Source organism: Citrobacter sp. MNAZ 1397, assembly GCF_023613995.1.
Taxonomy (GTDB): Bacteria; Pseudomonadota; Gammaproteobacteria; order Enterobacterales; family Enterobacteriaceae; genus Phytobacter; species Phytobacter ursingii.
The window spans coordinates 258,034-282,719 of sequence record NZ_JAKIVH010000004.1 but is presented as its reverse complement, the minus strand read 5'-3'; the positions used below and the strand labels follow the sequence as shown (position 1 = coordinate 282,719).

The window sequence follows — 24,686 nt, the reverse complement described above, 5'->3', positions numbered from 1 at the left end:
CCAGTGCGTGACTGCCTGACGGTGATTATACTGTGCGGTAATAAAATACAAACATGCTATTACCTGATATTACGTTTCGTGAGTTTATCTTTATATATCGGGTAAATTACATATCAAGAAAATTATATTTTTTAAATTAAGCGGCACCAGGGGAAACCATATGTCTGTGCAAAGTTCAGTTGAGATAAAAAGGGGAATACCAACTCGCTATTTAATTCTGCTTATTATATTTATTGTTACAGCAGTTAACTATGCGGACCGCGCCACGCTCTCCATTGCAGGGACCGATGTCGCAAAAGAGTTGCATCTTGACTCGCTATCAATGGGTTACATTTTTTCTGCGTTTGGCTGGGCATATCTGCTGATGCAGATCCCAGGCGGCTGGTTACTTGACCGCTATGGCTCGAAAAAGGTGTATACCTGGAGCCTGTTCTTCTGGTCGCTCTTTACCTTCTTGCAAGGCTTTGTCGACGTCTTCCCGCTCGCATGGGCCGGGGTCTCGATGTTTATCATGCGCTTTATGCTGGGCTTCTCCGAAGCCCCTTCTTTTCCGGCAAACGCCCGTATTGTGGCGGCCTGGTTCCCGGCAAAAGAACGCGGTACCGCTTCGGCGATTTTTAACGCGGCGCAATATTTTTCGCTCGCGCTGTTCTCTCCGCTGCTGGGGTGGTTGACCTTCGCATGGGGCTGGGAACATGTCTTCACCGTGATGGGCGTGATTGGTTTTGTGCTGACGGCGGCCTGGGTTAAGTACATTCATAACCCAACCGACCATCCGCGTATGACTCGCGAAGAGCTGGATTATATTTCTGCTAACGGCGCGGTGGTCGATATGGACCACAAAAAAACCGACAGTGATAAGCAATCCGGCCCGAAACTGGATTACATCAAGCAGTTGTTATCCAGCCGTATGATGCTTGGCGTGTTCTTTGGTCAGTACTTCCTGAACACGATCACATGGTTTTTCCTGACCTGGTTTCCGATTTACCTGGTACAGGATAAGGGCATGTCAATTTTGAAAGTGGGTTTTGTTGCGTCCATTCCGGCCCTGTGTGGTTTTGGGGGCGGCGTGCTGGGCGGTCTGTTCTCTGACTACCTGATTAAACGTGGTTGCACTTTGACCATGGCGCGTAAATTCCCCATCGTTGTTGGGATGTTGTTGGCTTCCAGCATCATTCTGTGTAACTACACCGACAACACCGTGCTGGTTATCGCATTGATGGCGCTGGCGTTCTTCGGCAAAGGTTTTGGCGCGTTGGGCTGGCCGGTTATTTCCGATATCGCACCGAAAGAAATTGTCGGTCTGTGCGGCGGCGTGTTTAACGTGTTCGGTAATGTGGCATCGATTGTGACCCCGCTGGTGATTGGGTACATGGTCAAAGAGTTGCATTCGTTCAACGGGGCGCTGATTTTTGTCGGCTGCTCGGCCCTGATGATGATGGTTTGCTACCTGTTTGTGGTAGGCGACATCAAACGTATGGAATTGAAAAAGTAAGCAACGGCTTAAAAAATTAAGGTGCAAAAGATGAGTAACGATATCTTCCCGAACAAATTTAAAGCTGCGCTGGCGGCAAATCAGGTTCAGATCGGTTGTTGGTCGGCGCTGGGTAGTCATATCAGCACTGAGGTTCTGGGCCTGGCAGGTTTTGACTGGCTGCTGTTGGACGGTGAACACGCCCCGAATGACGTGCTCTCTTTTGTACCGCAGTTGATGGCACTCAAAGGCAGCGCCAGCGCACCGGTGGTACGTATCCCGACGAACGATCCGGTAGTGATCAAACGTCTGCTGGATATCGGTTTCTACAATTTCCTCGTCCCGTTCGTTGAAACGGCAGCAGAAGCCGCCAACGCCGTGGCGGCAACCCGTTATCCGCCAGAAGGTATCCGCGGCGTGTCTGTTTCTCACCGCGCCAATATGTTCGGGACCGTACCGGATTACTTCGCGCAGTCGAACAAAAACATCACGATCATTGTGCAGATCGAAAGTCAGGAGGGCGTGGATAACCTCGACGCTATCCTCCAGACCGACGGGGTTGACGGTGTATTCGTTGGCCCGAGCGACCTCGCGGCAACCTTGGGTTACATCGGCAATGCCGGGCATCCGGAAGTACAGCGCACCATCCAGCATATTTTTGCGCGTGCAAAAGCACACGGCAAACCGAGCGGTATCCTGGCGCCTGTTGAAGCGGATGCCCGCCGCTATCTGGAATGGGGAGCGACCATCGTTGCTGTTGGCAGCGACCTCGGGGTGTTCCGTGCGGGTACGCAGAAGCTGGCTGATTCCTTCAAAAAATAATCAAACCACCACTGAATAAAGAGAGAGACGCAATTATGACGATGAAAGTTGGTTTCATTGGCCTGGGCATCATGGGTAAACCAATGAGTAAAAACCTCATTAAAGCAGGTTACTCACTGGTGGTCTCCGACCGCAATAGCGATGTGGTCGCTGAACTGATCGCCGCAGGCGCAGAAGCCGCCAGCAGCGCTAAAGCCATTGCAGAACAGTGTGATGTGATCATCACCATGCTGCCGAACTCCCCGCACGTGAAAGACGTTGCACTGGGCGAAGGCGGCATTATTGAAGGCGCTAAACCGGGTACTGTTCTGATCGATATGAGCTCCATCGCCCCGCTGGCCAGCCGTGAAATCAGCGAAGGCCTGAAAGCAAAAGGCATCGATATGCTGGACGCGCCGGTAAGTGGCGGTGAACCGAAAGCTATCGACGGCACCCTGTCGGTAATGGTTGGCGGTGATAAAGCGCTGTTCGACAAATACTACGATCTGCTGAAAGCCATGGCGGGTTCCGTTGTTCACACCGGCGATATCGGCGCGGGTAATGTGACCAAGCTGGCTAACCAGGTCATCGTGGCGCTGAACATTGCGGCAATGTCTGAAGCGCTGTCTCTGGCAACGAAAGCGGGCGTTAATCCGGAGCTGGTGTTCCAGGCAATCCGTGGCGGTCTGGCTGGCAGCACTGTGCTGGAAGCCAAAGCGCCGATGGTGCTGAACCGCAACTTTAAACCGGGCTTCCGTATCGACCTGCATATCAAAGACCTGTCCAACGCGCTGGATACCTCTCATGGCGTAGGCGCGCAGTTGCCGCTGACAGCAGCAGTCATGGAAATGATGCAGGCATTGCGTGCCGATGGTCATGGTAGCGACGACCACAGTGCGCTCGCGTACTACTACGAAAAACTGGCGAAGGTAGAAATCTCTCGCTAATAAGAAGGGCGCGGGAGCGCGCCCTGAATTTCTTAAGCATCAACACCTTGCAGGGCGGACATCGCGGTGACGTGAATGGCCCGCGAGGTGAAAGAATGCCTTGCGCGGCAATGTCAGGCTAATCAACTATGAAAATCGTAATCGCCCCAGACTCTTATAAAGAAAGCCTTTCTGCTACCGAAGTAGCGCAGGCGATAGAAAAAGGATTTCGGGAAATTTTCCCGGATGCTCAATACGTTTCAGTTCCGGTCGCAGATGGCGGTGAGGGAACGGTTGAAGCCATGATTGCCGCAACAAAAGGTTCTGTGCACACGGCGCGCGTCACCGGTCCTTTAGGTGAAAATGTCGATGCGCGTTGGGGAATGTCCGGCGACGGTAAAACTGCTTTTATAGAAATGGCCGCTGCCAGTGGACTGGCACTTGTGCCCCCTGAATTACGAAACCCTCTGATCACCACTTCGCGCGGCACCGGGGAACTTATTTTGCACGCGCTGGATCATGGGGCAAAAAATATCATTATCGGTATCGGCGGCAGCGCAACGAATGACGGCGGTGCGGGTATGGTTCAGGCGCTTGGCGCGAAGCTGTGCGATGCCAATGGTACCGACATCGGTAACGGCGGCGGTAGCCTGATAAGCCTGAATGCTATTGACGTTTCCGGGCTCGATCCGCGTCTTGGTGGCTGCACTATTCGTGTTGCCTGTGATGTGACGAATCCGCTCACCGGCGAAAAAGGCGCATCGCGTATCTTTGGACCACAAAAAGGCGCGACGGAGGAGCTGATTGTTGAGCTGGACCGTAACCTTGCTCATTACGCCGATGTGATTAAAAAATCGCTGCATATTGATGTGAAAAACGTGCCAGGGGCCGGTGCGGCGGGCGGTATGGGTGCCGCGTTGATGGCATTCCTCGGCGCGGAGCTACGTAGCGGCATCGAAATCGTAACCCAGGCGTTGAATCTGGAAGAACATATCCACGACTGCACCCTGGTGGTCACCGGTGAAGGCCGTATCGACAGCCAGAGTATCCACGGCAAAGTGCCGGTGGGCGTGGCAAGCGTGGCAAAAAAATACCACAAACCGGTTATAGGTATTGCCGGGAGCCTGACGCGTGATGTTGGCATTGTGCATCAGTATGGTATTGACGCAGTATTCAGCGTTCTGACGAGTATTGGTACGCTTGAAGAGGCGTTCCGTGGCGCGTTTGACAATATTTATCGTGCATCCCGCAACATTGCGGCCACCTTACAGGTTGGCATGTCTGCTGAGGGGTGACATCGGCGCGCAAACCCTCTATACTGCGCGCCGAAGCTGACCAGACAGTCGCCGCTTCGTCGTTGTCCTCCTTCGGGGGAGACAGGCGGAGGGGAGGAAAGTCCGGGCTCCATAGGGCAGGGTGCCAGGTAACGCCTGGGGGGTGTAACAGCCTACGACCAGTGCAACAGAGAGCAAACCGCCGATGGCCCACGCAAGTGGGATCAGGTAAGGGTGAAAGGGTGCGGTAAGAGCGCACCGCGCGGCTGGTAACAGTTCGCGGCACGGTAAACTCCACCCGGAGCAAGGCCAAATAGGGGTTCATAAGGTACGGCCCGTACTGAACCCGGGTAGGCTGCTTGAGCCAGTGAGCGATTGCTGGCCTAGATGAATGACTGTCCACGACAGAACCCGGCTTATCGGTCAGTTTCGATCTTTTCAGGTAAAAACCCGCTTCGGCGGGTTTTTGCTTTTCCGTGGTTTCAAATTTCTGCACGATCTTCCCCCTGGCTCCAGTGGGGTGTGGGGAAGCCTGAACATTCCCCGGTGGCACTGCGTTTACCGGGCTACAACCCTATTCAGAGTGGCATTGTCGAGACAATCCGTCGCGCGACATCTTTTATCGCCACATTGCTTCGCAGGGCTGGTGCACTATCGATAATTCTTACGGCACCGATTTGCTCGATAGCGAGTTGCCGTCAGGCTAATTTTTCCGTAAGCGCCACAAAAAAGCCCCGGTTTTTAGACCAGGGCTTCTGTTACGCTGCTTCGTCTTCTTGCGCCAGCCGCTGCTCTGCATCGGCGACGATTGCTTCCAGTTCGCTCAGCATATCGTCGTAATCAAAAGATTGCGGCGATTCGGCCGGGCTAGTTTGCTGTGTGGGCATGTGCGTTGACGTTCTGTAGTGAACACTCTTTTTCTTCACCGTCGTACTCCGTAAAACTCTCGCGCTTACACGGGTAAATCTATCAGTAAAGCGCGCAACGGCGTATCGGCGACTAACGTTATGTTAGCCTCATCACGAATAAAAGCGCCGTCACCACAGGTGAGCGCTTCCCGTGATTCGCACGGCGTGACTGCGTGTACCGTACCGTGAATCGACTGCAGGTAGGCGCGTGGCCCATGCAGTTGAAACGTAAGTTCTTCACCTTTTTCCAGCTCGATATGGTGTAACCACACCTGCTGACGTAATTGCAGACTGTCCTGGCTACCATCCGGGGAGGCAAGCAACTGGTGAGCCTGATCGGCAATCATCACTTTTTGCACCGTCGGATTTTCACGTTCCGGGCAGGCATCCAGCCACAACTGCATACGCGTCAGCGGCTTATCTTTACTCAGGTTATGTTCGCTATAGCTGATGCCCGGCTGAGTCGCAATGAGCAATGCTTCGCCCGTTTTGGCCTGAATATGGTTACCTTCGCTGTCGCGATACTCGGCTTCGCCTTCCAGAATCAGGTTCAGAATATCCACTTTCGGGTAGGTGCGCGGCTGGAATGATGCGCCAGGCGCCAGCACTTCCTGGTTCAGTACGCGCAGGGAGGCGTAGCCCAAAAGCTTCGGGTCAAAGTAATGTCCAAAGGAAAAGGTGTAGCGGGCCTGCAGCCAGCCGAAGTCCGCTTGTCCACATTGTTTGGCTGTTCTGGTAGTAATCATAATTCTTGACCTCTCTTTACACTAAAACAATGGTAAAGGTATGGACGCTGCATTGTTAGCCAGATATTCTGCCCGGTATGTTCAAATTTCCTGAATGAGAACAAAAATGGCGAAAGATAGGGCACTTACGCTGGAAGCGTTACGCGTCATGGACGCAATTGACCGTCGCGGCAGCTTTGCCGCTGCAGCAGATGAACTGGGGCGAGTCCCCTCTGCACTTAGCTACACGATGCAGAAACTGGAAGAAGAGCTGGACGTTGTTCTGTTTGACCGCTCCGGCCATAGAACAAAGTTTACCAACGTGGGTCGCATGTTGCTGGAACGCGGGCGTGTTTTGCTCGAAGCGGCTGACAAACTCACTACCGATGCCGAAGCGCTGGCACGCGGCTGGGAAACACATTTGACGCTGGTCACCGAAGCACTGGTGCCGACGCACGAACTGTTCCCGCTTGTCGATAAACTGGCGGCGAAAGCCAACACACAACTCTCGATCATTACCGAAGTGCTTGCGGGTGCATGGGAACGGCTGGAGCAGGGGCGCGCGGATATTGTGATTGCGCCGGATATGCATTTCCGCTCTTCGTCAGAAATCAACTCTCGCAAGCTGTATAAAGTCCTCAACGTCTATGTCGCGGCGCCGGATCATCCGATTCACCACGAACCGGAACCGCTGTCTGAGGTGACGCGAGTGAAATATCGCGGAGTGGCGGTCGCGGATACCGCGCGTGAGCGTCCGGTTCTGACGGTGCAATTACTGGACAAACAGCCGCGTCTGACGGTCAGTACGATCGAAGACAAGCGTCAGGCATTACTGGCGGGATTGGGGGTGGCGACAATGCCTTATCCGCTGGTTGAGCAGGACATTGCAGAAGGGCGTCTGCGCGTTGTCAGCCCGGAATATACCAGCGAAGTCGACATTATCATGGCCTGGCGGCGTGACAGCATGGGCGAAGCGAAAGCCTGGTGTCTGCGCGAGATTCCTAAACTTTTCTCCGGTAAGTAATCCTCCCGGCAGCACCCTTAAGGAAACGCTTTTGGCTCCGGCCCGAAGCGGTTTTCTTCGGGGGTGCCGTGCTGACTCCAGAAGGCCAGCAGCATCAGCCAACCCAGCACCGGAAAACACCACAACCACAACCATTTGGCGGTGCGATCGGTATCGTGCAAGCGACGCGACTGAACGGCAAGGGAAGGCAGGAAAACCAGCAAAGCGTAGATCAGGCTTAACAGGCCAACGCTACCCGCGCGCCAGCCCGAAATGTTATCCACTACGACAAGCACGCCTGCGAGAATGATGTTGACCAGCATAAACGTCCAGAACTCACGGCGATGCGCACGGCCACGAAAGAGGACATAGTTGCTCAGCACTTTGAAATACCAGTCCATTCTCTACCTCGGAATACGCTCAATGCATTGTTTTCTCAGCGATCACTGTAAGAATAGACGGGGAAAAAAGGATACGTGAAATATATTCGGGCGCAGTGACTGCACCCGAAAATATTAAGCGAAACGGACGTCCCGACCGTGGGGTTCGTTAAGATCCTGCCATGGGCCGATGGAGATAATTCCCGTCGGATTGATGGTTTTATGACTGCGGTAGTAGTGGGTACGGATGTGGTCAAAATTGACCGTTTCCGCAATGCCCGGCATCTGATAGATATCCCGCAGGAACCCATAAAGGTTGAGATAGTCGCTGATGCGATGCTTATCGCACTTAAAGTGGGTCACATAGACCGGATCGAAACGGATTAGCGTTGTCCACAGGCGGATGTCCGCCTCGGTTAGGCGATCGCCTGTCAGGTAACGGTGTTGCCCAAGGATTTGTTCCAGCCTGGCAAGGGATTCGAAGACCTTGTTGACGGCTTCATCATAAGCCTCCTGGCTGGTGGCGAAACCGGCTTTATAGACGCCGTTATTGACGTTGTCATAGATCCAGCTATTCAGCTCGTCAATTTGCGCCCGCAAGTCTGACGGGTAGTAGTCGCCGGCACGCGCGCCCTGCGCATCGAACGCTGTATTGAACATGCGAATGATTTCAGCGGATTCATTGCTGACAATAGTGTGATTCTTTTTGTCCCACAGCACCGGGACCGTTACGCGTCCGGTGTATTGCGGGTCGGCATGAAGGTAAAGCTGATAAAGAAATTCATGCTGATAGAGCGAATCGCCGGTTGCCGCCGGGAAGGTATCGTCAAACGTCCAGCCGTTTTCCAGCATCAGCGGATTCACTACGGAAACCGGTAAAAAGTCTTCCAGGCCTTTTAACGTACGCATGATTAGCGTGCGGTGGGCCCAGGGACAGGCGAGAGAAACATACAGGTGATATCTGTCTTTTTCCGCCGCAAAGCCGCCTTCGCCAGACGGGCCAGGCGCGCCATCGGTGGTGAGCCAGTTACGAAATGCTGACACTGAGCGCTGGAATCGTCCACCGGTCGAGCTGGTATCATACCAGGTATCATGCCAGACGCCGTCGATGAGTTGTCCCATGATGCATCCTCCTTATAGATGGCAAAAGCGAGGAGATGTCCCCTCGCTTCATGTCTCTTTATCAGTATAGAGCGCTTACCATTTTTTATTCAGTACGCGGTCGATGCTGAATGCGCCCGGCCCGGTGATACCCAGCAGCAGGAAGCCGCCAGCGATGGTCAGGTTTTTCATAAACATCAGGGAGTTCATACCTTCCGCAAAATTACTGTGGAAGATAAACGCGGTCAGCAGGGTAAAGCCTGCGGTGAACAGCGCAGTGGTGCGCGTCAGAAAACCGAACAGAATAGCCAGACCGCCGCCGAACTCAAGCAGGATAACCAGCGGCAGCATAAAGCCCGGGACACCCATGGCTTCCATATACTGCTGAGTGCCAGCATAACCGGTGATTTTGCCCCAGCCTGCGGTAATGAACAGGATTGGCATCAGAATACGCGCTACCAGTACACCAACATCTTCTAATTTTTTCATCTTTCTCTCCAGGGAACCACAGTGTCTTCTTAAGTAAAAAGTCCGGCAATCATCGGCGCTGGCCGCATGCTTGCTGTCGATGGAGAGGATATTAAACGGGGCGGGAAAAGATTGTTAGCAAGGAAAACTGTCGAAATTTTTCAAAGATACTGAAGGAGTTGCCGAGAAACAGGTGGCGACCCCGGTCAGCACATTGCCGCCGGGGAAGGGATTAACGTTGTTGATCAAGCGTGGATTTTACCAGCCGCCAGACGCTCCACAGACCAAGTCCGCGCTTCGCCCAGCGCATCAGCATGTTTGGGTGGCGCACAGACCACACCGCCATGAAGCTGCTGCCAACCAGCGCCCAGGAACGCAGGCTCAGGAAGGTGTTCCAGCCGCGGTCATAACCACCGGTGGCGTCCAGCCAGTCACGGCGAGCAGCGGTCAAATCCAGCCGTTGCTGCTGAATTTGACTGAGCAGCAGGGCTTTACGCTTGAGACGCTCGGCCTGGTGACTCATGGTTTTTCCTCTTCCAGTAACTGACGGTCATTGGCCAGTTCCTGGCGCGTGTGGCGCAAGATTGTGGATTCGCGGGCTTTACGTAGGGTCCAGATACCGCCAATCAACGCCAGTACCAGGAGCACCACCGTTGTGGCGATCATGGCGTTGAGCCGGTATTGCGGGTCGATGGCCCAGATAATCAGCACCATCAGACTCATCAGGCCGAACGCAGCGAAAAGCATGGTCAACCCTACCATCAGGAGCAACTGGAAAAGGTTAGCTTTTTCCTCTTCCAGTTCGACCACAGCCAGGCGGAGCCGCGTTTCCACCATTTCAACCATAATGGAAACAATGCGCTGCCCGATACCCAGGACGCTTTTGCCCGGTCCTTGCGTGTGTCGTGAATCCGCCATAATCAGCGACGCGTCAGGAGCACGCCCAGCACGACGCCAATCGCCGCGCCAATGCCCACGCTGGCCCATGGGTTTTCACGTACATATTCGTCGGTTCTTGCAGCGGCCTCCCGGGTCTGGCGGGCAATAGCATCACCCGTTTCGCCCAGGCGATAGCGACTTTCCTGCAAGGCTTTTTCGGCTTTGCTGCGCAGTTTGCTCAACTCTTCTTTTGATTTGTCCCCGGAGGTGCTCAGTACTTCCTCAAGGGTATCCGCCAGGGATTTCAACTCAGCGCGCAGATGTTCTGTATTTGCCTCTTTAGACATAATTCTCTCCAGGTGAGTGAGTGTTAACTTCCATCAAAATCAGTAGTCACGGGCTTCCAGCGCCTTAAGTTCTGTCTCGGCCTCTTTCAGCTTGTGCTCGCGTTTGCTTATTTTGTCCGCATCGCCTTTTTGTTTCGCTTTGGCGAGATCATCGCGACGTTCGGCAACCTCGTCTTTCTGTCTGGCAATTTTGCGCTGATGCTCCGCACGCAATTTACTGTCGGAACAGGTGGTGCGAACCTCGTGCAGTGCCTTATTCAACCCATCAATCCGACTCTGATTGTTGTGCTTTTCGGCATAGCTGATTTCACGCGCAATCTCCTGCTCCTTCTCCTGACAGGGGGAGGATGCCTGAGACATCGCGCTTACAGATAATAGGGTTAGCGCCAGTGCGATGCGGTATTTCATAGTCGAAACCTTCCATTGTTGGCTGGCGAAACAAGGCTCGCCAGCATCCAGTGACATAACGTGGACTTTGGTTCCATTAACTCAAGCATAGAACGTTAACGGCTAAAGCACCAAAGTAGGTGAAAAGATTCAGAATCCTGGAGGATCAGCCGAATCGATGGGTGGTATCGCGTAAACGTGAAAGCCAGGCAGAGGTCTGGCTGTCGTCATCCTGTAACGCGACGATGTAGCCGTGAGGGAGTGTTCTGTCCAGCACTTCCTTTGCTGCAGCACTCTGGGCGCTGGACTCAAATTTGATTAACAGCGTGTCGTTTAACGGCGTAATGCTCTTGAAATGGATGCCGTTTGCATCCAGATGATGCCAAATGGAAAAACCATCCGGCACACTTGTGTTTTGCGCGATTGGGCGTATCGCCAGCGTAGATTCACGGTTCTGCACTGTCACCCACCCTAAAAAGAGTACGCTGAACAGCGCCATCGCGGCGATGCCCATCAATAACCAGCGCAGGAAGGGACGTTGCGATTCCATTATTGACCCCGATTACCGTATTTTTTCTTCCACAACACCACCAGTGTGCCAACCAGGCCAATCACCAGCAGAACAACGGGAAGCAGCATCAAACAAGACATCAATGCGTCTTCATATTTACGAAACACCGGCGTTATACCCAATAAATACCCCAGTGTCGTCAGAATCAGCACCCATAACAAACCGCTCATCCAGTTGAAAAACTGGAAGCGAGCGCTACTAAGACCCGAGATTCCGGCAATAGTTGGTAACAGGGTGCGAACAAATGCAATAAAACGTCCAATCAGCAACGCTGAAAGACCGTGTTTATGAAAAAGATGATGCGCACGTTGATGATAATGCGCCGGAAGATGCGACAACCAATTTTGTACGGTTCGCGTGTTCCCCAGCCATCGGCCCTGGATATAGCTCAGCCAACATCCCAGACTGGCGGCCGTCGTTAATAACAAAATGGTCTGCGGATAGCCCATTGCCCCTTTTGCAATCAAAACACCGACCAGCACCAACAGACTGTCGCCAGGGAGGAAAGCGGCCGGAAGCAGGCCATTCTCGAGAAATAAGATGACAAATAACACAAAGTAGAGCATGCCGATCATGGATGGATTTGCCAGCGTTTCGAAATCCTGGCTCCAGAGGGCATGCAGTAATTGGCTTAAAAGTTCCATTCAATGTTCCTGGTACATCGGTTTACGGCACGTCGGATACCTGTAAAACAGCACGGCGACATTATTGATAGTGACATTATGGTCGCTCGTGGCGCATTCAGCAGCCTGGCTATTTCGGTAACAACGCTGTGAGCAAGCGCTAACTCACGCAGTGGCAAAGTGCGTCCAATTGTAACAAATGCCATAGTTCTGCGGCAGAGAAATTACGCTTTGTCAGAAAATGATTTTGCTTGTCGAAAGGAGGGGTGGCGAGGGTATTTACAAAGGCTGACACTCTATACTTTTTACTGACCCTTAAGTGGCCAGGCGCAGCGATGCTGTGCGCCTGACAGAGAAAAGCATTATTTTACGCCACTTGCTACGGTATCAAGGTGAACAACGGGGTTTTCCGCAAACAAATAGCGGTCAGCATTGAACTCGAAGTCATCGCTGGTTTCGTTAAATAACATCTGTTTGGTATTTTCCAGATGCTGCCACATCGCGACTTTAGCCGCATGCGGATCCTTGCGAATCAATGCTTTGAGAATTTGATCATGATCGTCACACCAGTTATCCACGGTGCGCAGGTCAATATGGTCGTGCAGTTTTTTCCAGTACGGGTTGTGCACACGCTGGGTCCACATTTTTTCGACAATGGCCGCCAGCGCGCTGTTTTGTGTCGCCAGGGCCACCTGCACATGAAACTGTAAATCCCATTCAGAATCGCGGAAGCACTTCTCTTTGCGCGCGTTTTCCTGAATTTCCATCAGTTTCATGATGTCTTGCTTGGTAACCTGGGTTGCGGCAAATTCCGCAATATTGCTTTCAATCAGCTGACGCGCCTGCAGAAGCTCGAACGGACCGTAGTTGGCAAATTCCAGCGATTCGTCAGGAGCCTGAGTATGACGAGGCTGATTGGAAATAACATGAATGCCGGAACCTTTACGGACTTCAACGTAGCCTTCGACTTCCAGCATGATAATCGCTTCACGAACCACGGTCCGGCTGACGCTTTTTTCGTCTGCGATAAAGCGCTCGGCGGGAAGTTTGTCACCCACAAGATAGACACCCTGCTCGATCCGGCTTTTCAGCTCGGCGGCAAGTTGCTGGTACAAACGACGTGATTCAGTGATTTCCATATGCGCTCCAGGCAAGATAAGGCATTAGTAGATTTGTTATACCACTTTTACGTCATTCTCACCACAACCCGGCAAGAAAAAGCCGCCCGAAACGGTGGGCGGCTTTTGGACAAACAGCAGTACAAATAAGTGCGTGTTCTAGCTTTGCGTTGCGGTACCGCCGACCGCATTTTCCTGCTCTAATTCACTGGCGGATTTACTTTTCAGCACCGTCCAGATAACCACCGCACCGAGCAGGTCGAACAGCGCCAGCACAGCGAACAGCGGGCTAAAGCCGATGGTGTCAGCCAGCGCACCAACCACCAGAGCAAACATGGTACTTGCCGTCCATGCCGCCATCCCGGTCAGACCGTTTGCGGTTGCTACTTCATTACGACCGAACACGTCAGAAGAGAGCGTAATCAGCGCGCCGGACAGAGACTGGTGAGCAAAACCACCAATACACAGCAGGCCGATTGCTACATACGGGCTGGTGAACAGACCGATCATGCCTGGGCCGATCATCAGCAGCGCACCCATGGTCACAACCATTTTACGGGAGACAATCAGGTTCACACCGAACCAGCGCTGGAACAGCGGCGGCAGGTAACCACCAACGATACAGCCCAGGTCAGCGAACAGCATTGGCATCCAGGCGAACATGGCGATTTCTTTCAGGTTAAAGCCGTAGACTTTGAACATGAACAGCGGGATCCAGGCGTTGAACGTACCCCATGCCGGCTCTGCCAGGAAACGCGGCAGCGCGATACCCCAGAACTGACGGGTGCCCAGAATCTGCAGGACGGACATTTTTTTGCCGTTAAAGGTCTGGTGTTGCGCTTCCTGACCGCCAATGATGTATTCGCGTTCTTCTTCAGTCAGTTTTTTCTGATCGCGCGGGTGTTTATAGAAAATTAACCATGCCATGGCCCAGGCGAAGCTCAGTACGCCAGAGATAATGAACGCCAGCTGCCAGCTGTGCATGACGATTGCCCACACGACCAGTGGCGGTGCAATCATCGCACCAATAGAAGAACCGACGTTGAAATAGCCCACTGCGATAGAACGTTCTTTCGCCGGGAACCACTCAGAAGCCGCTTTCAGGCCTGCCGGAATCATAGCAGCCTCTGCTGCACCAACGGCACCGCGCGCCAGCGCCAGACCGCCCCAGCTACCTGCCAGCGCTGTTGCGCCACAGAAGATGGCCCAGGTCACGGCGAAAACGGCGTAGCCGATCTTGGTACCGAGGATGTCCAGTACGTAACCTGCGACCGGCTGCATGATGGTATAAGCAGCCGAGTAGGCCGCAATAATATAGGAGTATTGCTGTGTGGAGATATTTAGCTCTTGCATCAGCGTAGGCGCTGCCGCAGCAATCGTGTTACGCGTCAAGTAACCCAGCACGGTGCCGATCGTCACCAGCGCTATCATGTACCAACGTAACCCTTTAATTTTACGCATGTAAACCTCATCGTTATGTTAATTCCGCTAGCGCGGTCACCTGCCGGTTGCGGTCGGGAGGTGAAAACGGAGGGCGTAACCGGTAAACACCGGAACGACCCGAACCTTGCTATTCAACGTGCTCAATTCGGTATCCGTACCGTAAAGACCGATGATTAATCACCGGCAATGCATTCCGTCGGCTGATGTATTCGACGGCAGAAAGATAACTTGTCATACAACTTCAAAAGGTGAGTGACATCACAAAAGTGTTTTTCTTTGTGTGGTTTTTAGCTTTGCGGTACCAGACCAGTACTGGCGCGGGCTGGCGGTGATTTTGATGCGCAATCTTGTAAATATTTGTCATCGTTTATTGATCTAACTCACGAAAAAGTCTTCGGCCACTGGAAATTGGTGTGATAACTTTGTCAGCATTAAGGTAAGCATCAGACGCACTCGTTTAGAGGAAGACGATAATGACCCCGTTTATGACCGAAGATTTTCTGTTAGATACCGAATTTGCGCGCCGCCTGTACCATGACTACGCGAAAGATCAGCCGATTTTTGACTTTCATTGCCACCTGCCGCCGCAGCAGATCGCGGATAACTACCGCTTCAAAAACCTGTATGACATCTGGTTAAAAGGTGATCACTACAAGTGGCGTGCAATGCGCACCAATGGTGTGCCGGAGCGCCTGTGTACCGGTGATGCCAGCGATCGTGAGAAGTTTGACGCCTGGGCCGCAACCGTACCGCATACGATCGGCAACCCGTTATACCACTGGACCCATTTAGAACTTCGTCGCCCATTTGGTATTACAGGTAAGCTGCTTTCGCCGTCTACGGCGGATGAAATCTGGAATCTGGGCAATGAATTACTGGCGCAGGATAAATTTACTGCTCGCGGTATCATGCAGCAGATGAATGTGAAGATGGTCGGCACCACCGACGATCCGATCGACTCTCTGGAGCACCACGCTGCCGTTGCCAAAGACACCACCTTCACCATCAAAGTGCTGCCAAGCTGGCGTCCGGATAAAGCCTTCAACATTGAACTGGCCACGTTTAACGACTACATGAGCAAGCTGGGTGAAGTGTCTGACACCGACATCCGTCGCTTTGCCGATCTGCAAACCGCGCTGACTAAACGTCTGGATCACTTTGAAGCACATGGTTGTAAAGTGTCAGACCACGCGCTTGACGTCGTACTCTTCGCCGAAGCAAGCGACGCGGAACTGGATAGCATCCTCGCTCGCCGCCTGGCGGGTGAAAGCTTAAGCCAGCATGAAGTCGCGCAGTTCAAAACTGCCGTTCTGGTGTTCCTCGGTGCGGAATATGCCCGTCGCGGCTGGGTACAGCAGTATCACATCGGTGCGCTGCGTAATAACAACCTGCGTCAGTTCAAATTGCTGGGGCCGGATGTGGGCTTTGACTCCATCAATGACCGTCCGCTGGCGGAAGAGCTGTCGAAATTACTCAGCAAGCAGAATGAAGAAAACCTGCTGCCGAAAACTATCCTGTACTGCCTGAACCCGCGTGATAACGAAGTGCTGGGCACCATGATCGGTAACTTCCAGGGTGAAGGTATGCCAGGCAAGATGCAGTTTGGTTCCGGCTGGTGGTTCAACGACCAGAAAGACGGTATGGAACGTCAGATGACCCAACTGGCACAGCTCGGTCTGCTGAGCCGCTTCGTGGGTATGCTGACCGACAGCCGTAGCTTCCTGTCTTATACCCGTCACGAATATTTCCGTCGCATTCTGTGCCAGATGATTGGCCGCTGGGTGCACGCGGGTGAAGCCCCGGCTGATATCCAGTTGCTGGGCGAGATGGTGAAAAATATCTGCTTTAACAATGCGCGTGACTACTTCGCGATTGAACTGAACTAAGGCCGTTTGAGGTTGATATGCAATACATCAAGATCCACTCGCTGGATAATGTCGCGGTAGCGCTGGCGGATCTCGCCGAAGGCACAGAAGTTGTTGTTGACGGTCATGAGATTTTGCTTCGTCAGGCGGTGGTACGTGGACATAAATTTGCCCTGCAGGCCATCCCGACGGGTGAGAATGTGGTGAAGTATGGTCTTCCTATCGGCCATGCCACAACAGATATTGCCGCAGGTGAACACATCCATTCTCACAATGTGCGTACCAATCTAAGCGATTTGGATGAGTATAGCTATCAACCTGATCTCATTGATGAAAATGCACCGGCGGCCGATCGTGAAGTTCAGATCTACCGCCGTGCAAACGGAGAGGTTGGGGTTCGCAACGAACTGTGGATCCTACCGACGGTGGGCTGTGTTAACGGCATTGCTCGTCAAATCCAGACCCGTTTTCTGAAAGAGACGCACAACGCCGAAGATATCGATGGCGTGCACCTGTTTAGCCACACCTACGGTTGCTCACAGTTGGGCGATGACCATATTAACACCCGTACTATGCTGCAAAATATGGTACGTCACCCGAATGCGGGGGCGGTGCTGGTCATTGGTCTGGGCTGTGAAAACAACCAGGTCGATGCGTTTCGCGAAACGCTGGGCGAATACGATCCGTCCCGCGTCCACTTTATGATCTGCCAACACCAGGACGACGAAGTGGAAGCGGGCATTGAGCATTTGTACGAATTGTATGAAGCCATGCGCCATGACAAGCGCGAGCCCGGCAAACTGGGCGAGCTGAAATTTGGTCTGGAGTGTGGGGGATCAGACGGACTTTCCGGGATCACTGCGAATCCGATGCTGGGACGTTTTTCTGACTACATTATCGGTAACGGTGGTACCACGGTATTAACCGAAGTGCCGGAAATGTTCGGTGCAGAACAGATTCTGATGAGCCATTGCCGCGACGAAGAGACCTTCGAGAAGACCGTCACCATGGTGAACGACTTCAAACAGTACTTTATCGCGCATAACCAGCCGATCTACGAAAACCCATCGCCGGGTAATAAAGCCGGTGGAATCACGACGCTGGAAGAAAAATCGCTTGGCTGTACCCAAAAAGCGGGCGCCAGCCAGGTGGTCGACGTGCTGCGTTACGGTGAACGCCTGAAAACCCACGGTCTCAACCTGCTGAGCGCGCCGGGCAACGATGCGGTTGCCACCAGCGCACTGGCGGGGGCGGGTTGCCACATGGTGCTGTTCAGCACTGGTCGCGGCACCCCTTACGGCGGCTTTGTGCCGACAGTAAAAATCGCGACTAACAGCGAACTGGCGGCGAAGAAGAAACACTGGATCGATTTCGACGCGGGTCAGCTTATTCACGGAAAAACCATGCCGCAACTGCTGAGCGAGTTCGTGGATGCGATCGTGGATTTTGCCAACGGTAAGCAGACCTGTAATGAACGCAATGAGTTCCGCGAGCTGGCTATCTTCAAGAGCGGCGTAACGTTATAAGTTACCCTTCATCTCTCGCGCTACAGCGGTGTTGGCTACGTCCGCTCACCCCGGTCACTTACGTATGTAAGCTTCCGGGGATTCCTGGACTTGCCGCCTGGCTGTAGCACGACATCTTTTGGGTAACACAGCAGTAGAATTTAAAAACGACGTTTCATATTATGAAGCGTCGTTTCTTTTTGCGTTATTAACAAGGATCTTCCATGAGCGCGTATTGGTTAGCCCAGGGCGTTGGTGTACTGGCGTTTATCATCGGTATCACCACGTTCATTAACCGCGACGAAAAGCGTTTCAAGCTCCAGCTTTCCCTCTACAGCGCCACGATCGGCGCGCATTTCTTTCTGATGGGCGCACTGCCTGCTGGCATGAGCGCAGAACTCAACGCCGTACGTACTATTATCTCCATGCATACCCGCAAGCTGTGGGTCATGGCCGTGTTTATTGTACTGACGCTGTTTTTTGGTTTGATCAAATTACACCACCCGGTCGAACTGCTGCCGATTATTGGTACGGTTGCCAGTACCTGGGCGCTGTTTCGCTGCAAAGGACTTTCCGTGCGCTGCATCATGTGGTGTTCAACCGCCTGCTGGGTCACGCATAACCTGTGGCTGGGATCGATTGGCGGCACTTTGATAGAAGGCAGCTTCCTTGTGGTGAACGGCCTGAACATTATCCGTTTCTGGCGAATGCAAAAACGCGGCATCGACCCGTTTAAAGTCGAAACCGCGCTGCAAAAAGAGAGTACTTCTCCGCGTTAATTGCGCAGAGGCATTAACGACGCGCGCTCGCTGTCTGCCTGGCAGGCGGCCGCGGTAAACAGCACATCGGTTGAGGAGTTGATGGCGGTCTCGCAGGAGTCCTGCACGACGCCAATAATGAAGCCGACGGCGACGACCTGCATGGCAACATCGGCTGAAATGCCGAACAAGTTACAGGCCAGCGGAATAAGCAGCAGCGAGCCGCCCGCTACCCCGGATGCGCCACAGGCGCAGAGCGAAGCCACGATGCTTAAGAGCACGGCTGTCGGGATATCCACGGCCACGCCCAATGTATGTACTGCCGCCAGCGAGAGCACGGTGATGGTGATGGCCGCGCCAGCCATATTGACTGTCGCCCCCAGGGGGATCGATACGGAATAGGTGTCTTTATCAAGCCCGAGTTTTTCGCACAGCGCCATATTTACCGGGATATTCGCCGCCGAGCTACGGGTGAAAAAAGCGGTTACACCGCTTTCACGTAAACAGAGAAGCACCAGCGGATAAGGGTTGCGGCGGATCTTCACCCAGACCAGCAGCGGGTTAATCACCAGCGCAACCAGCAACATACAACCGACCAGCACAAGCAGCAGTTGCGCGTAGCTCCAGAGCGCGCCAAAGCCCGTTGTCGCCAGGGTGGAGGCCACAAGCCCCAAAATACCCAGCGGTGCAAAGCGAATCACTAACGTAACCATAAACGCCACCGCACTGGACATGTCGTTAAGCAGGCTTTTGCTGGCATCACTACTGTGGCGCAAGGCAAAGCCGAGACCAATGGCCCAGGCCAGGATCCCGATGTAATTTCCTTTGATCAGCGCATCGACCGGGTTTGCGACGATATTCATCAGCAGCCCTTCCAGCACGCCAATAATACCGGAAGGCGCAACGATATCGGTCGCGCCTGCTACCAGATGCAGAGTGGAAGGGAACAGAAAACTGACGATCACCGCAGTCAATGCGGCGGAGAAGGTGCCGATTAAATAAAGCAGCAGGATAGGACGAATGCTGATTTTTTGCCCCTGCCGATGATTAGCCACCGAGGCCATCACCAGAAACAATACCAGAACCGGAGCCACGGCTTTTAGCGCACCGACAAACAGTGTACCCAGCATGCCAGCGGCGAGAGCGGTATCAGGCGAAAGCCAGCTCAACAAGATGCCCAGTACCAGTCCGGCGAGAATTTGCTTGACGATATTGCCGCGCATCATGCGTTGCAACCATGTCGTAGTGAGTTGTGTGTGCATACCTTTTCCTTGGTTTTATTGGTGTTCCATCGGTGCTGCGCCAGCAGGCGCAACGGATTGAGTATAAAGAATTCGCTGCTCGGAGGGCTGTTTCAGATACTGGCGGGGGGAAAAATCAGAAAAACGCCCTCTCCGGAAAGAGGGCGAACCAGGGACGTTGTTAACTCAGCGCCTTAGAACTGCTTATTCAGCAAGCTCACGCTTATCGTTGCGGTGGTTAACCCATGCGTTAATCAGCAAAGTCACCACCAGAATGCCGCCCACGATGCCAAGCGAGATGGCAATCGGGATATGGAAGAAATCGACAATCAGCATCTTGATACCGATAAACACCAGGATCACCGAGAGGCCATATTTCAGCATCGAGAAGCGTTCTGCCACGCCTGCCAGCAGGAAGTACATCGCCCGCAGGCCCAGGATTGCAAACAGGTTAGACGTCAGTACGATAAACGGGTCGGTAGTGACAGCAAAAATTGCCGGAATACTGTCGACCGCAAATATCACATCGCTCAGTTCAACCAGAATCAGCACCAGCAGCAATGGCGTGGCAAACAGCAAGCCATTCTTACGCACAAAGAAGTGCTCGTTTTCGATTTTATCCGTCATGCGCAAATGGCTGCGTAACCAGCGAACCAGAGGCTTGTCGCCAATGCCGCCTTCATCTTCTTTTGCCAGCGCCATTTTCACACCGGTGAAAAGCAGGAATGCGCCGAAGACATACAGCAGCCATTCAAACTGGGAGATAAGCCAACTGCCGGCGAAGATCATGATGGTACGCAGGACGATCGCGCCGAGCACACCGTAGATCAACACGCGACGTTGCAGCGCAGCCGGTACCGAGAAGTAGCTGAACAGCATCAGCCAGACAAAGACGTTATCCACCGCCAGCGCTTTTTCAATCAGGTAGCCGGTCAGGAACGCCAGCGCCTGGGTGTCGGCGACAGCGCGGCCCTCGTTTTGTACCAGATACCACCAGAATGCAGCGTTAAATAAGAGAGAAAGGCTAACCCAGACCAGAGACCAGACGGCCGCCTGTTTCATGGACATCGTGTGCGCGCCACGACGCCCCTGAAGCAGGAGGTCGATAGCCAGCATGATAACGACAACAACGGCGAAGCCGCCCCAGAGTAGCGGTGTACCGACAGTATTCATGTGAGGTTCCTCAGCACCTTACACGTCATCCTTGATGATGGCGTGTATAAACAAAAACGGCTAACGTCGAAAGACGTCAGCCGCATGCTTTAGGTGCAATTGGGTCCTCGCCTTTCGGCAAGGTCTCACTTACGTCACATTAATGACGCCCGGCGACCGGATGCTTATACCCGTCATATTTCGAACCGCAGGTGCGTTGGCTACATTCGTTCATCCGACTCACTTACTTTGTAAGCTCATCGTGACTCTCTCACTTGCCGCCTTCCTGCAACGCGAAATCTTTAGGGTAGAGGCATCGTAATGACGACCCACCGGCAACGAAGTTACTCCCCTTTGCTCGTAACAAAATATGACAGGGGATTCACCCCGTCAATGATCTGTAACATATGTTTTACATACCTTTACGCAGGCAGTTCCACGCTCACATCATCTGCCGGGAAAACTACCCCCGTTTGACGGCGGATTTCCGTCGACAGCTTCGCGGTGATACGGCTAACTGCCAGGCCTGCATGGTTTACTTCATTCTGCTCGACCAGGCTGGCGAACGTTTCCGCTTCGTACAGCATGGTGTTGATATGCTGAGGCTGCGTCAGCTCCTGCGCTTTACCGCCGCGCGGCACGAAAGAGAGCTTCTGGCATTCGGAGATCTTTTCGATGACCAGCGAGCCGGCTTCACCCTGAATTTCGCTTGGCAGTACCGAGTCGCTCACTTTGGAATGTTGCAGCGTGACGCTGAAATCGCCGTAGTCGAGCACGACCACGCCGTGAGCATCTACGCCGCTTTCCAGCAGGCTGGCGGTGGCCTGCACGCCCTTCGGTTCGCCCCAGAGTGCAACAGAGGCGGCCAGGACATAAAAACCGATATCCATAATCGAGCCGTTAGAGAAGGCCGGATTAAATGTGTTCGGGTTTTCGCCATCCAGGTAACGCTGGTAGCGCGAGGAGTACTGGCAATAGTTGAGAAACGCTTTGCGCAGTTTACCTGCTTTCGCAAGAGACTGTTTCAGTAGCACAAAATTGGGCAGGCTGGCGGTTTTAAAGGCTTCGAACAGGACTACCTGATTCTCTCTGGCACAGGCAATCGCCTCTTCCACTTCTTGCAGGTTCGACGCCAGCGGCTTTTCGCAAATGACATGTTTTTTATGGCTGAGAAAGAGTCGGGTTTGCGGAAAATGCAGCGAGTTGGGGCTGGCAATATAAACTGCATCAATCTCATCGCTTTGCGCCATGGCCTCCAGCGAGGTAAAAAGATGTTCGACAGGATAATCCCGGGAGAAATCCTGCGCCTGTTCGAGGCTGCGGGAGTACACCGCCGTGAGTTTATATTTGCCCGTTTCATGGGCGGCATCGACAAACTGGCGGGTGATCCAGTTTGTGCCAATGACAGCAAAACGTATCATTAAGCGAGTTCCTTTAACTGAGCACTGTCTGGCAATGTAGCATGATGCGCACAGAGGAAAAAAGGTTGATCTCCCGGTTATGGAAGACGTCTCGCATGTCACTCTTTTTGTTAAAAAAGATTAAGCCCGGCAATGCGATCCAGCGCACTTTGCAACGCTTCATCTCCCGCTGTCAGGCTAATGCGAATAAAACCTTCCCCACCTTGCCCAAAACCTGTGCCAGGCGCGACCAGCACATGCGCCTCGTGCAACAACAACTGGGCAAATTGCTGCGAGTTAAACGCAGGCGGTACCGCAAGCCAGAGGAAAAAAGTCCCTTGCGTTTCGCGTACCGGCCAGCGTAGCGCCGCCAGGCGCTGTAACACGCGTTCGCGACGCTGGTGGTAGACCGATACCAGTTGCGCTAAACGTTCAGAGGGGAGGGCGAGTGCCGTGACCGCCGCATCCTGAATCGCGCCAAACACAGTACTGTAGCTGTGCGTGTGCAATTTTTTAAATGCCCGGATGATCGAGGCGTTGCCGACCGCAAAGCCAAAGCGCCAGCCCGCCATATTAAAGGTCTTCGAGAAGGTATACGTCTCCACTCCCCACGCTTTCGCGTCGGATTGCGAGAAGAGGCTCAGCGGAGTGTCTGCGGTATCGCTGCCAATGGCGGCATAGGCAAAATCATGCAGGATCGGCACGTGATAACGCCGTGCGAAGCGCAACGCGCTGGCGAACAGTTCCGGTGTGGCCAGGGCACCCGTCGGGTTATGTGGATAGTTGAGTACCACCAGTCCGGCCTTGTCTGCAACGTTACCCGGTACCTCGTTGAAATCAGGCAGGAATTGATTTTCAGCACGAAGTGGCAGGCCGTAAAAACAGGCCTGAGACTGCAATGCCGCCGAGCGGTAAATGGGATAGCAGGGGTCGGTAGAAATCAGATATTGCCCTGGGCTGAGGACCGCGCGAGGGATCCCGCTCACCCCGATATGTGACCCCTGGAATACCGCCACTTCGCTGTCGGGATCGAGCGCCACGCCGTAATGGCGCAGATAAAAATCGGCAATGGCCTGGCGGATCTGCGGCTTGCCCCAGAATGAGGGATACCCGTGGTTCTCACTTCTCTCAATCGCTACCTGCAGCGAGGCGACCACTTCCGGCGGCGTGGGTTGATCCGGGCTGCCGCTCGAGAGATCGATCAGCGGTAAATCGGGCGTGTTCACCTGGGCTGCCAGTTTTTCCAGTACACTGAATAAATTCTCTTCCAGCGCATCGACCAGCGGTGAGGCGTTAAAATCAGGCATGGGGTTCTCGGATTTATTTATTAATATGTTTCCATCTTTAATTTATTTTTCTGCATTGTCTAAGCAACAAAATTAGCTATTGATTTCTGATTTTTAGATATGGATTTCCTGATTATATTTATGCGAAAAAAGCAAAATGAAATCCGGTAATGTGACTTACAACGCACAGTCGGCTGTGATTTAATCGATTTTACTTGCACACCAACAGGGAAAATGCGTTATGAACAAGCCAGTAGTATTAGGTTTTGTCTTTGCTTTATTGTCATCATCTTCATTTCTGGCTGCGGCGCAGGATAATATTATTCGAGTCGGTTTTAATCCCGGGCCTTATAAAGAACAATTTGAAAAGGGTGTCGCACCCTTTCTGATTAAGAAAGGCTATAAAGTCGAATATAAAGATTTCAGCGATGGTATTCAGGTAAACGATGCGGTTGCCCGTGGCAACATTGAAGCCAATATCATGCAGCATCCGGTATATTTGAAATCGGTGAATGAACGTCTGGGTATCGACAACATTGGTATCGTGCAGGTGCCGACACCGCCAATGGGGCTGTATGGCGGCAAAATTAAAGCGCTGAAAACCCCGGCGGCAGGCACCGTAATTTCTGTTCCTAATCAGCCACCTAATGAATATCGGGCTCTGTTAGTACTCCAAAGCCTCGGCTGGGTAAAACTCAAGCCAGACAGCGATCCTGCCACCTTCTCACAGCGCAACATCCTCGAAAATCCGTACAAAATTGTCCTCAAAGAGATGGATAACGCGCAGCAGGTCCGTGCGCTGCCGGATGTGGATTACGGTTTGATTCAGGGCAACTTTGCCGTATCCAGCGGTCTGAAGCTCAATTCGGCATTACAGCTTGAAACCCCGGTAAGCCAGTTTATTAACGTCGTGACCATTGCCGGTAAAAATAAAGACGCGCAGTTTGCTAAAGATATTGTTGCCGGATACCACTCAGCTGATTTCAAAAATTATATTTTGACTCACGAGCAATATAACGGTTACTTGCAGCCTGATTATTTGAAATGAGCA

At 53.0% G+C, this 24,686-nt stretch carries 26 protein-coding genes and 1 other RNA gene; 10 read left to right on the top strand and 17 right to left on the bottom strand.

What is annotated here, in order from left to right; genetic code table 11:
* Positions 1-160: 160 nt before the first annotated feature.
* From L2097_RS20870 to rnpB, 5 genes are all read left to right on the top strand, one after another.
* Positions 161-1,495: an MFS transporter gene (locus tag L2097_RS20870; RefSeq protein WP_047372994.1), complete on the top strand. Its 1,335-nt coding sequence runs from the start codon at positions 161-163 to the stop codon at positions 1,493-1,495.
* Positions 1,496-1,525: 30 nt separating this feature from the next.
* Positions 1,526-2,296 (top strand): 2-dehydro-3-deoxyglucarate aldolase, encoded by a 771-nt coding sequence (gene garL, locus L2097_RS20865; protein ID WP_047372995.1) that lies wholly within the window; start codon positions 1,526-1,528, stop codon positions 2,294-2,296.
* A 35-nt stretch (positions 2,297-2,331) separates the two neighbouring features.
* Positions 2,332-3,222: a 2-hydroxy-3-oxopropionate reductase gene (garR, locus tag L2097_RS20860; RefSeq protein ID WP_250353604.1), complete on the top strand. Its 891-nt coding sequence runs from the start codon at positions 2,332-2,334 to the stop codon at positions 3,220-3,222.
* Positions 3,223-3,350: 128 nt separating this feature from the next.
* Entirely contained in the window at positions 3,351-4,496 is a 1,146-nt protein-coding gene (gene garK, locus L2097_RS20855) for a glycerate 2-kinase (protein WP_085005604.1), read from the top strand.
* A 32-nt stretch (positions 4,497-4,528) separates the two neighbouring features.
* Positions 4,529-4,910: RNase P RNA component class A (rnpB, locus tag L2097_RS20850), an RNA gene on the top strand.
* A 323-nt stretch (positions 4,911-5,233) separates the two neighbouring features.
* Here the strand turns inward: rnpB and L2097_RS20845 are convergent.
* Positions 5,234-5,401: a protein YhaL gene (locus L2097_RS20845; RefSeq protein ID WP_394373549.1), complete on the bottom strand. Its 168-nt coding sequence runs from the start codon at positions 5,399-5,401 to the stop codon at positions 5,234-5,236.
* Between the two features lie 26 nt (positions 5,402-5,427).
* Positions 5,428-6,129 (bottom strand): pirin family protein, encoded by a 702-nt coding sequence (locus L2097_RS20840; protein ID WP_047372998.1) that lies wholly within the window; start codon positions 6,127-6,129, stop codon positions 5,428-5,430.
* A 106-nt stretch (positions 6,130-6,235) separates the two neighbouring features.
* Here L2097_RS20840 and L2097_RS20835 point away from each other — a divergent pair, with 106 nt between their 5' ends.
* Complete coding sequence (locus L2097_RS20835; protein WP_047372999.1) at positions 6,236-7,132, top strand: LysR family transcriptional regulator; 897 nt, start codon at positions 6,236-6,238, stop codon at positions 7,130-7,132.
* Positions 7,133-7,149: 17 nt separating this feature from the next.
* Here the strand turns inward: L2097_RS20835 and L2097_RS20830 are convergent, their stop codons facing one another.
* The 11 genes from L2097_RS20830 to L2097_RS20780 all read right to left on the bottom strand — a co-directional run bounded on the left by L2097_RS20830 (position 7,150) and on the right by L2097_RS20780 (position 14,446).
* Entirely contained in the window at positions 7,150-7,512 is a 363-nt protein-coding gene (locus L2097_RS20830; protein WP_047373000.1) for a DUF805 domain-containing protein, read from the bottom strand.
* A 114-nt stretch (positions 7,513-7,626) separates the two neighbouring features.
* Positions 7,627-8,613 (bottom strand): glutathione S-transferase family protein, encoded by a 987-nt coding sequence (locus tag L2097_RS20825; RefSeq protein WP_047373001.1) that lies wholly within the window; start codon positions 8,611-8,613, stop codon positions 7,627-7,629.
* A gap of 75 nt (positions 8,614-8,688) precedes the next feature.
* Entirely contained in the window at positions 8,689-9,081 is a 393-nt protein-coding gene (locus L2097_RS20820; RefSeq protein WP_047373002.1) for a DoxX family protein, read from the bottom strand.
* A gap of 211 nt (positions 9,082-9,292) precedes the next feature.
* Positions 9,293-9,583, bottom strand: coding sequence for a YqjK-like family protein (locus L2097_RS20815; RefSeq protein ID WP_047373003.1), 291 nt, complete (start codon positions 9,581-9,583; stop codon positions 9,293-9,295).
* Positions 9,580-9,978: a phage holin family protein gene (locus L2097_RS20810; protein ID WP_047373004.1), complete on the bottom strand. Its 399-nt coding sequence runs from the start codon at positions 9,976-9,978 to the stop codon at positions 9,580-9,582. Before L2097_RS20810 ends, L2097_RS20815 begins: the two co-directional genes overlap by 4 nt.
* Positions 9,979-9,980: 2 nt before the next feature.
* A complete protein-coding gene (locus L2097_RS20805; RefSeq protein ID WP_039077519.1) occupies positions 9,981-10,286 on the bottom strand; it encodes an ElaB/YgaM/YqjD family protein in 306 nt (101 codons plus the stop codon).
* A 39-nt stretch (positions 10,287-10,325) separates the two neighbouring features.
* On the bottom strand, positions 10,326-10,694 hold the full coding sequence (locus L2097_RS20800; RefSeq protein ID WP_047373005.1) for a DUF1090 domain-containing protein: 369 nt from the start codon (positions 10,692-10,694) through the stop codon (positions 10,326-10,328).
* Between the two features lie 145 nt (positions 10,695-10,839).
* The gene (gene mzrA, locus L2097_RS20795) at positions 10,840-11,223 is read right to left on the bottom strand and encodes an EnvZ/OmpR regulon moderator MzrA (protein ID WP_085005608.1); all 384 of its coding nucleotides are present in this window, start codon (positions 11,221-11,223) and stop codon (positions 10,840-10,842) included.
* Positions 11,223-11,888, bottom strand: coding sequence for a DedA family general envelope maintenance protein YqjA (gene yqjA / locus L2097_RS20790; RefSeq protein WP_047373007.1), 666 nt, complete (start codon positions 11,886-11,888; stop codon positions 11,223-11,225). Before yqjA ends, mzrA begins: the two co-directional genes overlap by 1 nt.
* A gap of 341 nt (positions 11,889-12,229) precedes the next feature.
* Positions 12,230-13,006, bottom strand: a complete 777-nt coding sequence (gene exuR, locus L2097_RS20785; protein ID WP_047373008.1) for a transcriptional regulator ExuR — start codon at positions 13,004-13,006, stop codon at positions 12,230-12,232.
* Positions 13,007-13,144: 138 nt separating this feature from the next.
* Positions 13,145-14,446 carry an MFS transporter gene (locus L2097_RS20780; RefSeq protein ID WP_047373009.1) on the bottom strand — a complete coding sequence of 434 codons (1,302 nt, stop codon included), beginning with the start codon at positions 14,444-14,446 and terminating at the stop codon, positions 13,145-13,147.
* A gap of 455 nt (positions 14,447-14,901) precedes the next feature.
* Here L2097_RS20780 and uxaC point away from each other — a divergent pair, with 455 nt between their 5' ends.
* The 3 genes from uxaC to L2097_RS20765 all read left to right on the top strand — a co-directional run bounded on the left by uxaC (position 14,902) and on the right by L2097_RS20765 (position 18,577).
* Entirely contained in the window at positions 14,902-16,314 is a 1,413-nt protein-coding gene (uxaC, locus tag L2097_RS20775; RefSeq protein WP_047373010.1) for a glucuronate isomerase, read from the top strand.
* 17 nt (positions 16,315-16,331) lie between these two features.
* The gene (locus L2097_RS20770) at positions 16,332-17,819 is read left to right on the top strand and encodes a UxaA family hydrolase (RefSeq protein WP_250353603.1); all 1,488 of its coding nucleotides are present in this window, start codon (positions 16,332-16,334) and stop codon (positions 17,817-17,819) included.
* A gap of 203 nt (positions 17,820-18,022) precedes the next feature.
* Complete coding sequence (locus L2097_RS20765) at positions 18,023-18,577, top strand: YgjV family protein (protein ID WP_047373012.1); 555 nt, start codon at positions 18,023-18,025, stop codon at positions 18,575-18,577.
* Here L2097_RS20765 and sstT read toward each other — a convergent pair.
* From sstT to L2097_RS20745, 4 genes are all read right to left on the bottom strand, one after another.
* Entirely contained in the window at positions 18,574-19,818 is a 1,245-nt protein-coding gene (sstT, locus tag L2097_RS20760; RefSeq protein WP_085005610.1) for a serine/threonine transporter SstT, read from the bottom strand. The two genes, L2097_RS20765 and sstT, sit on opposite strands and share 4 nt — an antisense overlap.
* A 183-nt stretch (positions 19,819-20,001) precedes the next feature.
* Positions 20,002-20,970, bottom strand: coding sequence for a TerC family protein (locus L2097_RS20755; RefSeq protein WP_085005611.1), 969 nt, complete (start codon positions 20,968-20,970; stop codon positions 20,002-20,004).
* 401 nt (positions 20,971-21,371) lie between these two features.
* Positions 21,372-22,370 (bottom strand): Gfo/Idh/MocA family protein, encoded by a 999-nt coding sequence (locus L2097_RS20750; protein ID WP_085005612.1) that lies wholly within the window; start codon positions 22,368-22,370, stop codon positions 21,372-21,374.
* A 110-nt stretch (positions 22,371-22,480) separates the two neighbouring features.
* Positions 22,481-23,656: an aminotransferase class I/II-fold pyridoxal phosphate-dependent enzyme gene (locus L2097_RS20745; protein WP_250353602.1), complete on the bottom strand. Its 1,176-nt coding sequence runs from the start codon at positions 23,654-23,656 to the stop codon at positions 22,481-22,483.
* Positions 23,657-23,876: 220 nt separating this feature from the next.
* Here L2097_RS20745 and L2097_RS20740 point away from each other — a divergent pair, with 220 nt between their 5' ends.
* Positions 23,877-24,683 carry a MetQ/NlpA family ABC transporter substrate-binding protein gene (locus L2097_RS20740; RefSeq protein WP_047373017.1) on the top strand — a complete coding sequence of 269 codons (807 nt, stop codon included), beginning with the start codon at positions 23,877-23,879 and terminating at the stop codon, positions 24,681-24,683.
* Positions 24,684-24,686 lie beyond the last annotated feature (3 nt).

Bases quoted from the DNA above. Each gene is read 5' to 3' on its own strand.
- L2097_RS20745 (WP_250353602.1), bottom strand. From the start codon at position 23,656: ATGCCTGATTTTAACGCCTCACCGCTGGTCGATGCGCTGGAAGAGAAT.
- L2097_RS20770 (WP_250353603.1), top strand. From the start codon at position 16,332: ATGCAATACATCAAGATCCACTCGCTGGATAATGTCGCGGTAGCGCTG.
- sstT (WP_085005610.1), bottom strand. From the start codon at position 19,818: ATGCACACACAACTCACTACGACATGGTTGCAACGCATGATGCGCGGC.
- L2097_RS20820 (WP_047373002.1), bottom strand. From the start codon at position 9,081: ATGAAAAAATTAGAAGATGTTGGTGTACTGGTAGCGCGTATTCTGATG.
- yqjA (WP_047373007.1), bottom strand. From the start codon at position 11,888: ATGGAACTTTTAAGCCAATTACTGCATGCCCTCTGGAGCCAGGATTTC.
- L2097_RS20750 (WP_085005612.1), bottom strand. From the start codon at position 22,370: ATGATACGTTTTGCTGTCATTGGCACAAACTGGATCACCCGCCAGTTT.
- L2097_RS20740 (WP_047373017.1), top strand. From the start codon at position 23,877: ATGAACAAGCCAGTAGTATTAGGTTTTGTCTTTGCTTTATTGTCATCA.
- garK (WP_085005604.1), top strand. From the start codon at position 3,351: ATGAAAATCGTAATCGCCCCAGACTCTTATAAAGAAAGCCTTTCTGCT.
- L2097_RS20810 (WP_047373004.1), bottom strand. From the start codon at position 9,978: ATGGCGGATTCACGACACACGCAAGGACCGGGCAAAAGCGTCCTGGGT.
- L2097_RS20840 (WP_047372998.1), bottom strand. From the start codon at position 6,129: ATGATTACTACCAGAACAGCCAAACAATGTGGACAAGCGGACTTCGGC.
- L2097_RS20830 (WP_047373000.1), bottom strand. From the start codon at position 7,512: ATGGACTGGTATTTCAAAGTGCTGAGCAACTATGTCCTCTTTCGTGGC.
- garR (WP_250353604.1), top strand. From the start codon at position 2,332: ATGACGATGAAAGTTGGTTTCATTGGCCTGGGCATCATGGGTAAACCA.
- L2097_RS20805 (WP_039077519.1), bottom strand. From the start codon at position 10,286: ATGTCTAAAGAGGCAAATACAGAACATCTGCGCGCTGAGTTGAAATCC.
- L2097_RS20835 (WP_047372999.1), top strand. From the start codon at position 6,236: ATGGCGAAAGATAGGGCACTTACGCTGGAAGCGTTACGCGTCATGGAC.
- L2097_RS20800 (WP_047373005.1), bottom strand. From the start codon at position 10,694: ATGAAATACCGCATCGCACTGGCGCTAACCCTATTATCTGTAAGCGCG.
- L2097_RS20780 (WP_047373009.1), bottom strand. From the start codon at position 14,446: ATGCGTAAAATTAAAGGGTTACGTTGGTACATGATAGCGCTGGTGACG.
- exuR (WP_047373008.1), bottom strand. From the start codon at position 13,006: ATGGAAATCACTGAATCACGTCGTTTGTACCAGCAACTTGCCGCCGAG.
- L2097_RS20765 (WP_047373012.1), top strand. From the start codon at position 18,023: ATGAGCGCGTATTGGTTAGCCCAGGGCGTTGGTGTACTGGCGTTTATC.
- L2097_RS20870 (WP_047372994.1), top strand. From the start codon at position 161: ATGTCTGTGCAAAGTTCAGTTGAGATAAAAAGGGGAATACCAACTCGC.
- garL (WP_047372995.1), top strand. From the start codon at position 1,526: ATGAGTAACGATATCTTCCCGAACAAATTTAAAGCTGCGCTGGCGGCA.
- L2097_RS20755 (WP_085005611.1), bottom strand. From the start codon at position 20,970: ATGAATACTGTCGGTACACCGCTACTCTGGGGCGGCTTCGCCGTTGTT.
- L2097_RS20825 (WP_047373001.1), bottom strand. From the start codon at position 8,613: ATGGGACAACTCATCGACGGCGTCTGGCATGATACCTGGTATGATACC.
- uxaC (WP_047373010.1), top strand. From the start codon at position 14,902: ATGACCCCGTTTATGACCGAAGATTTTCTGTTAGATACCGAATTTGCG.
- mzrA (WP_085005608.1), bottom strand. From the start codon at position 11,223: ATGGAATCGCAACGTCCCTTCCTGCGCTGGTTATTGATGGGCATCGCC.
- L2097_RS20815 (WP_047373003.1), bottom strand. From the start codon at position 9,583: ATGAGTCACCAGGCCGAGCGTCTCAAGCGTAAAGCCCTGCTGCTCAGT.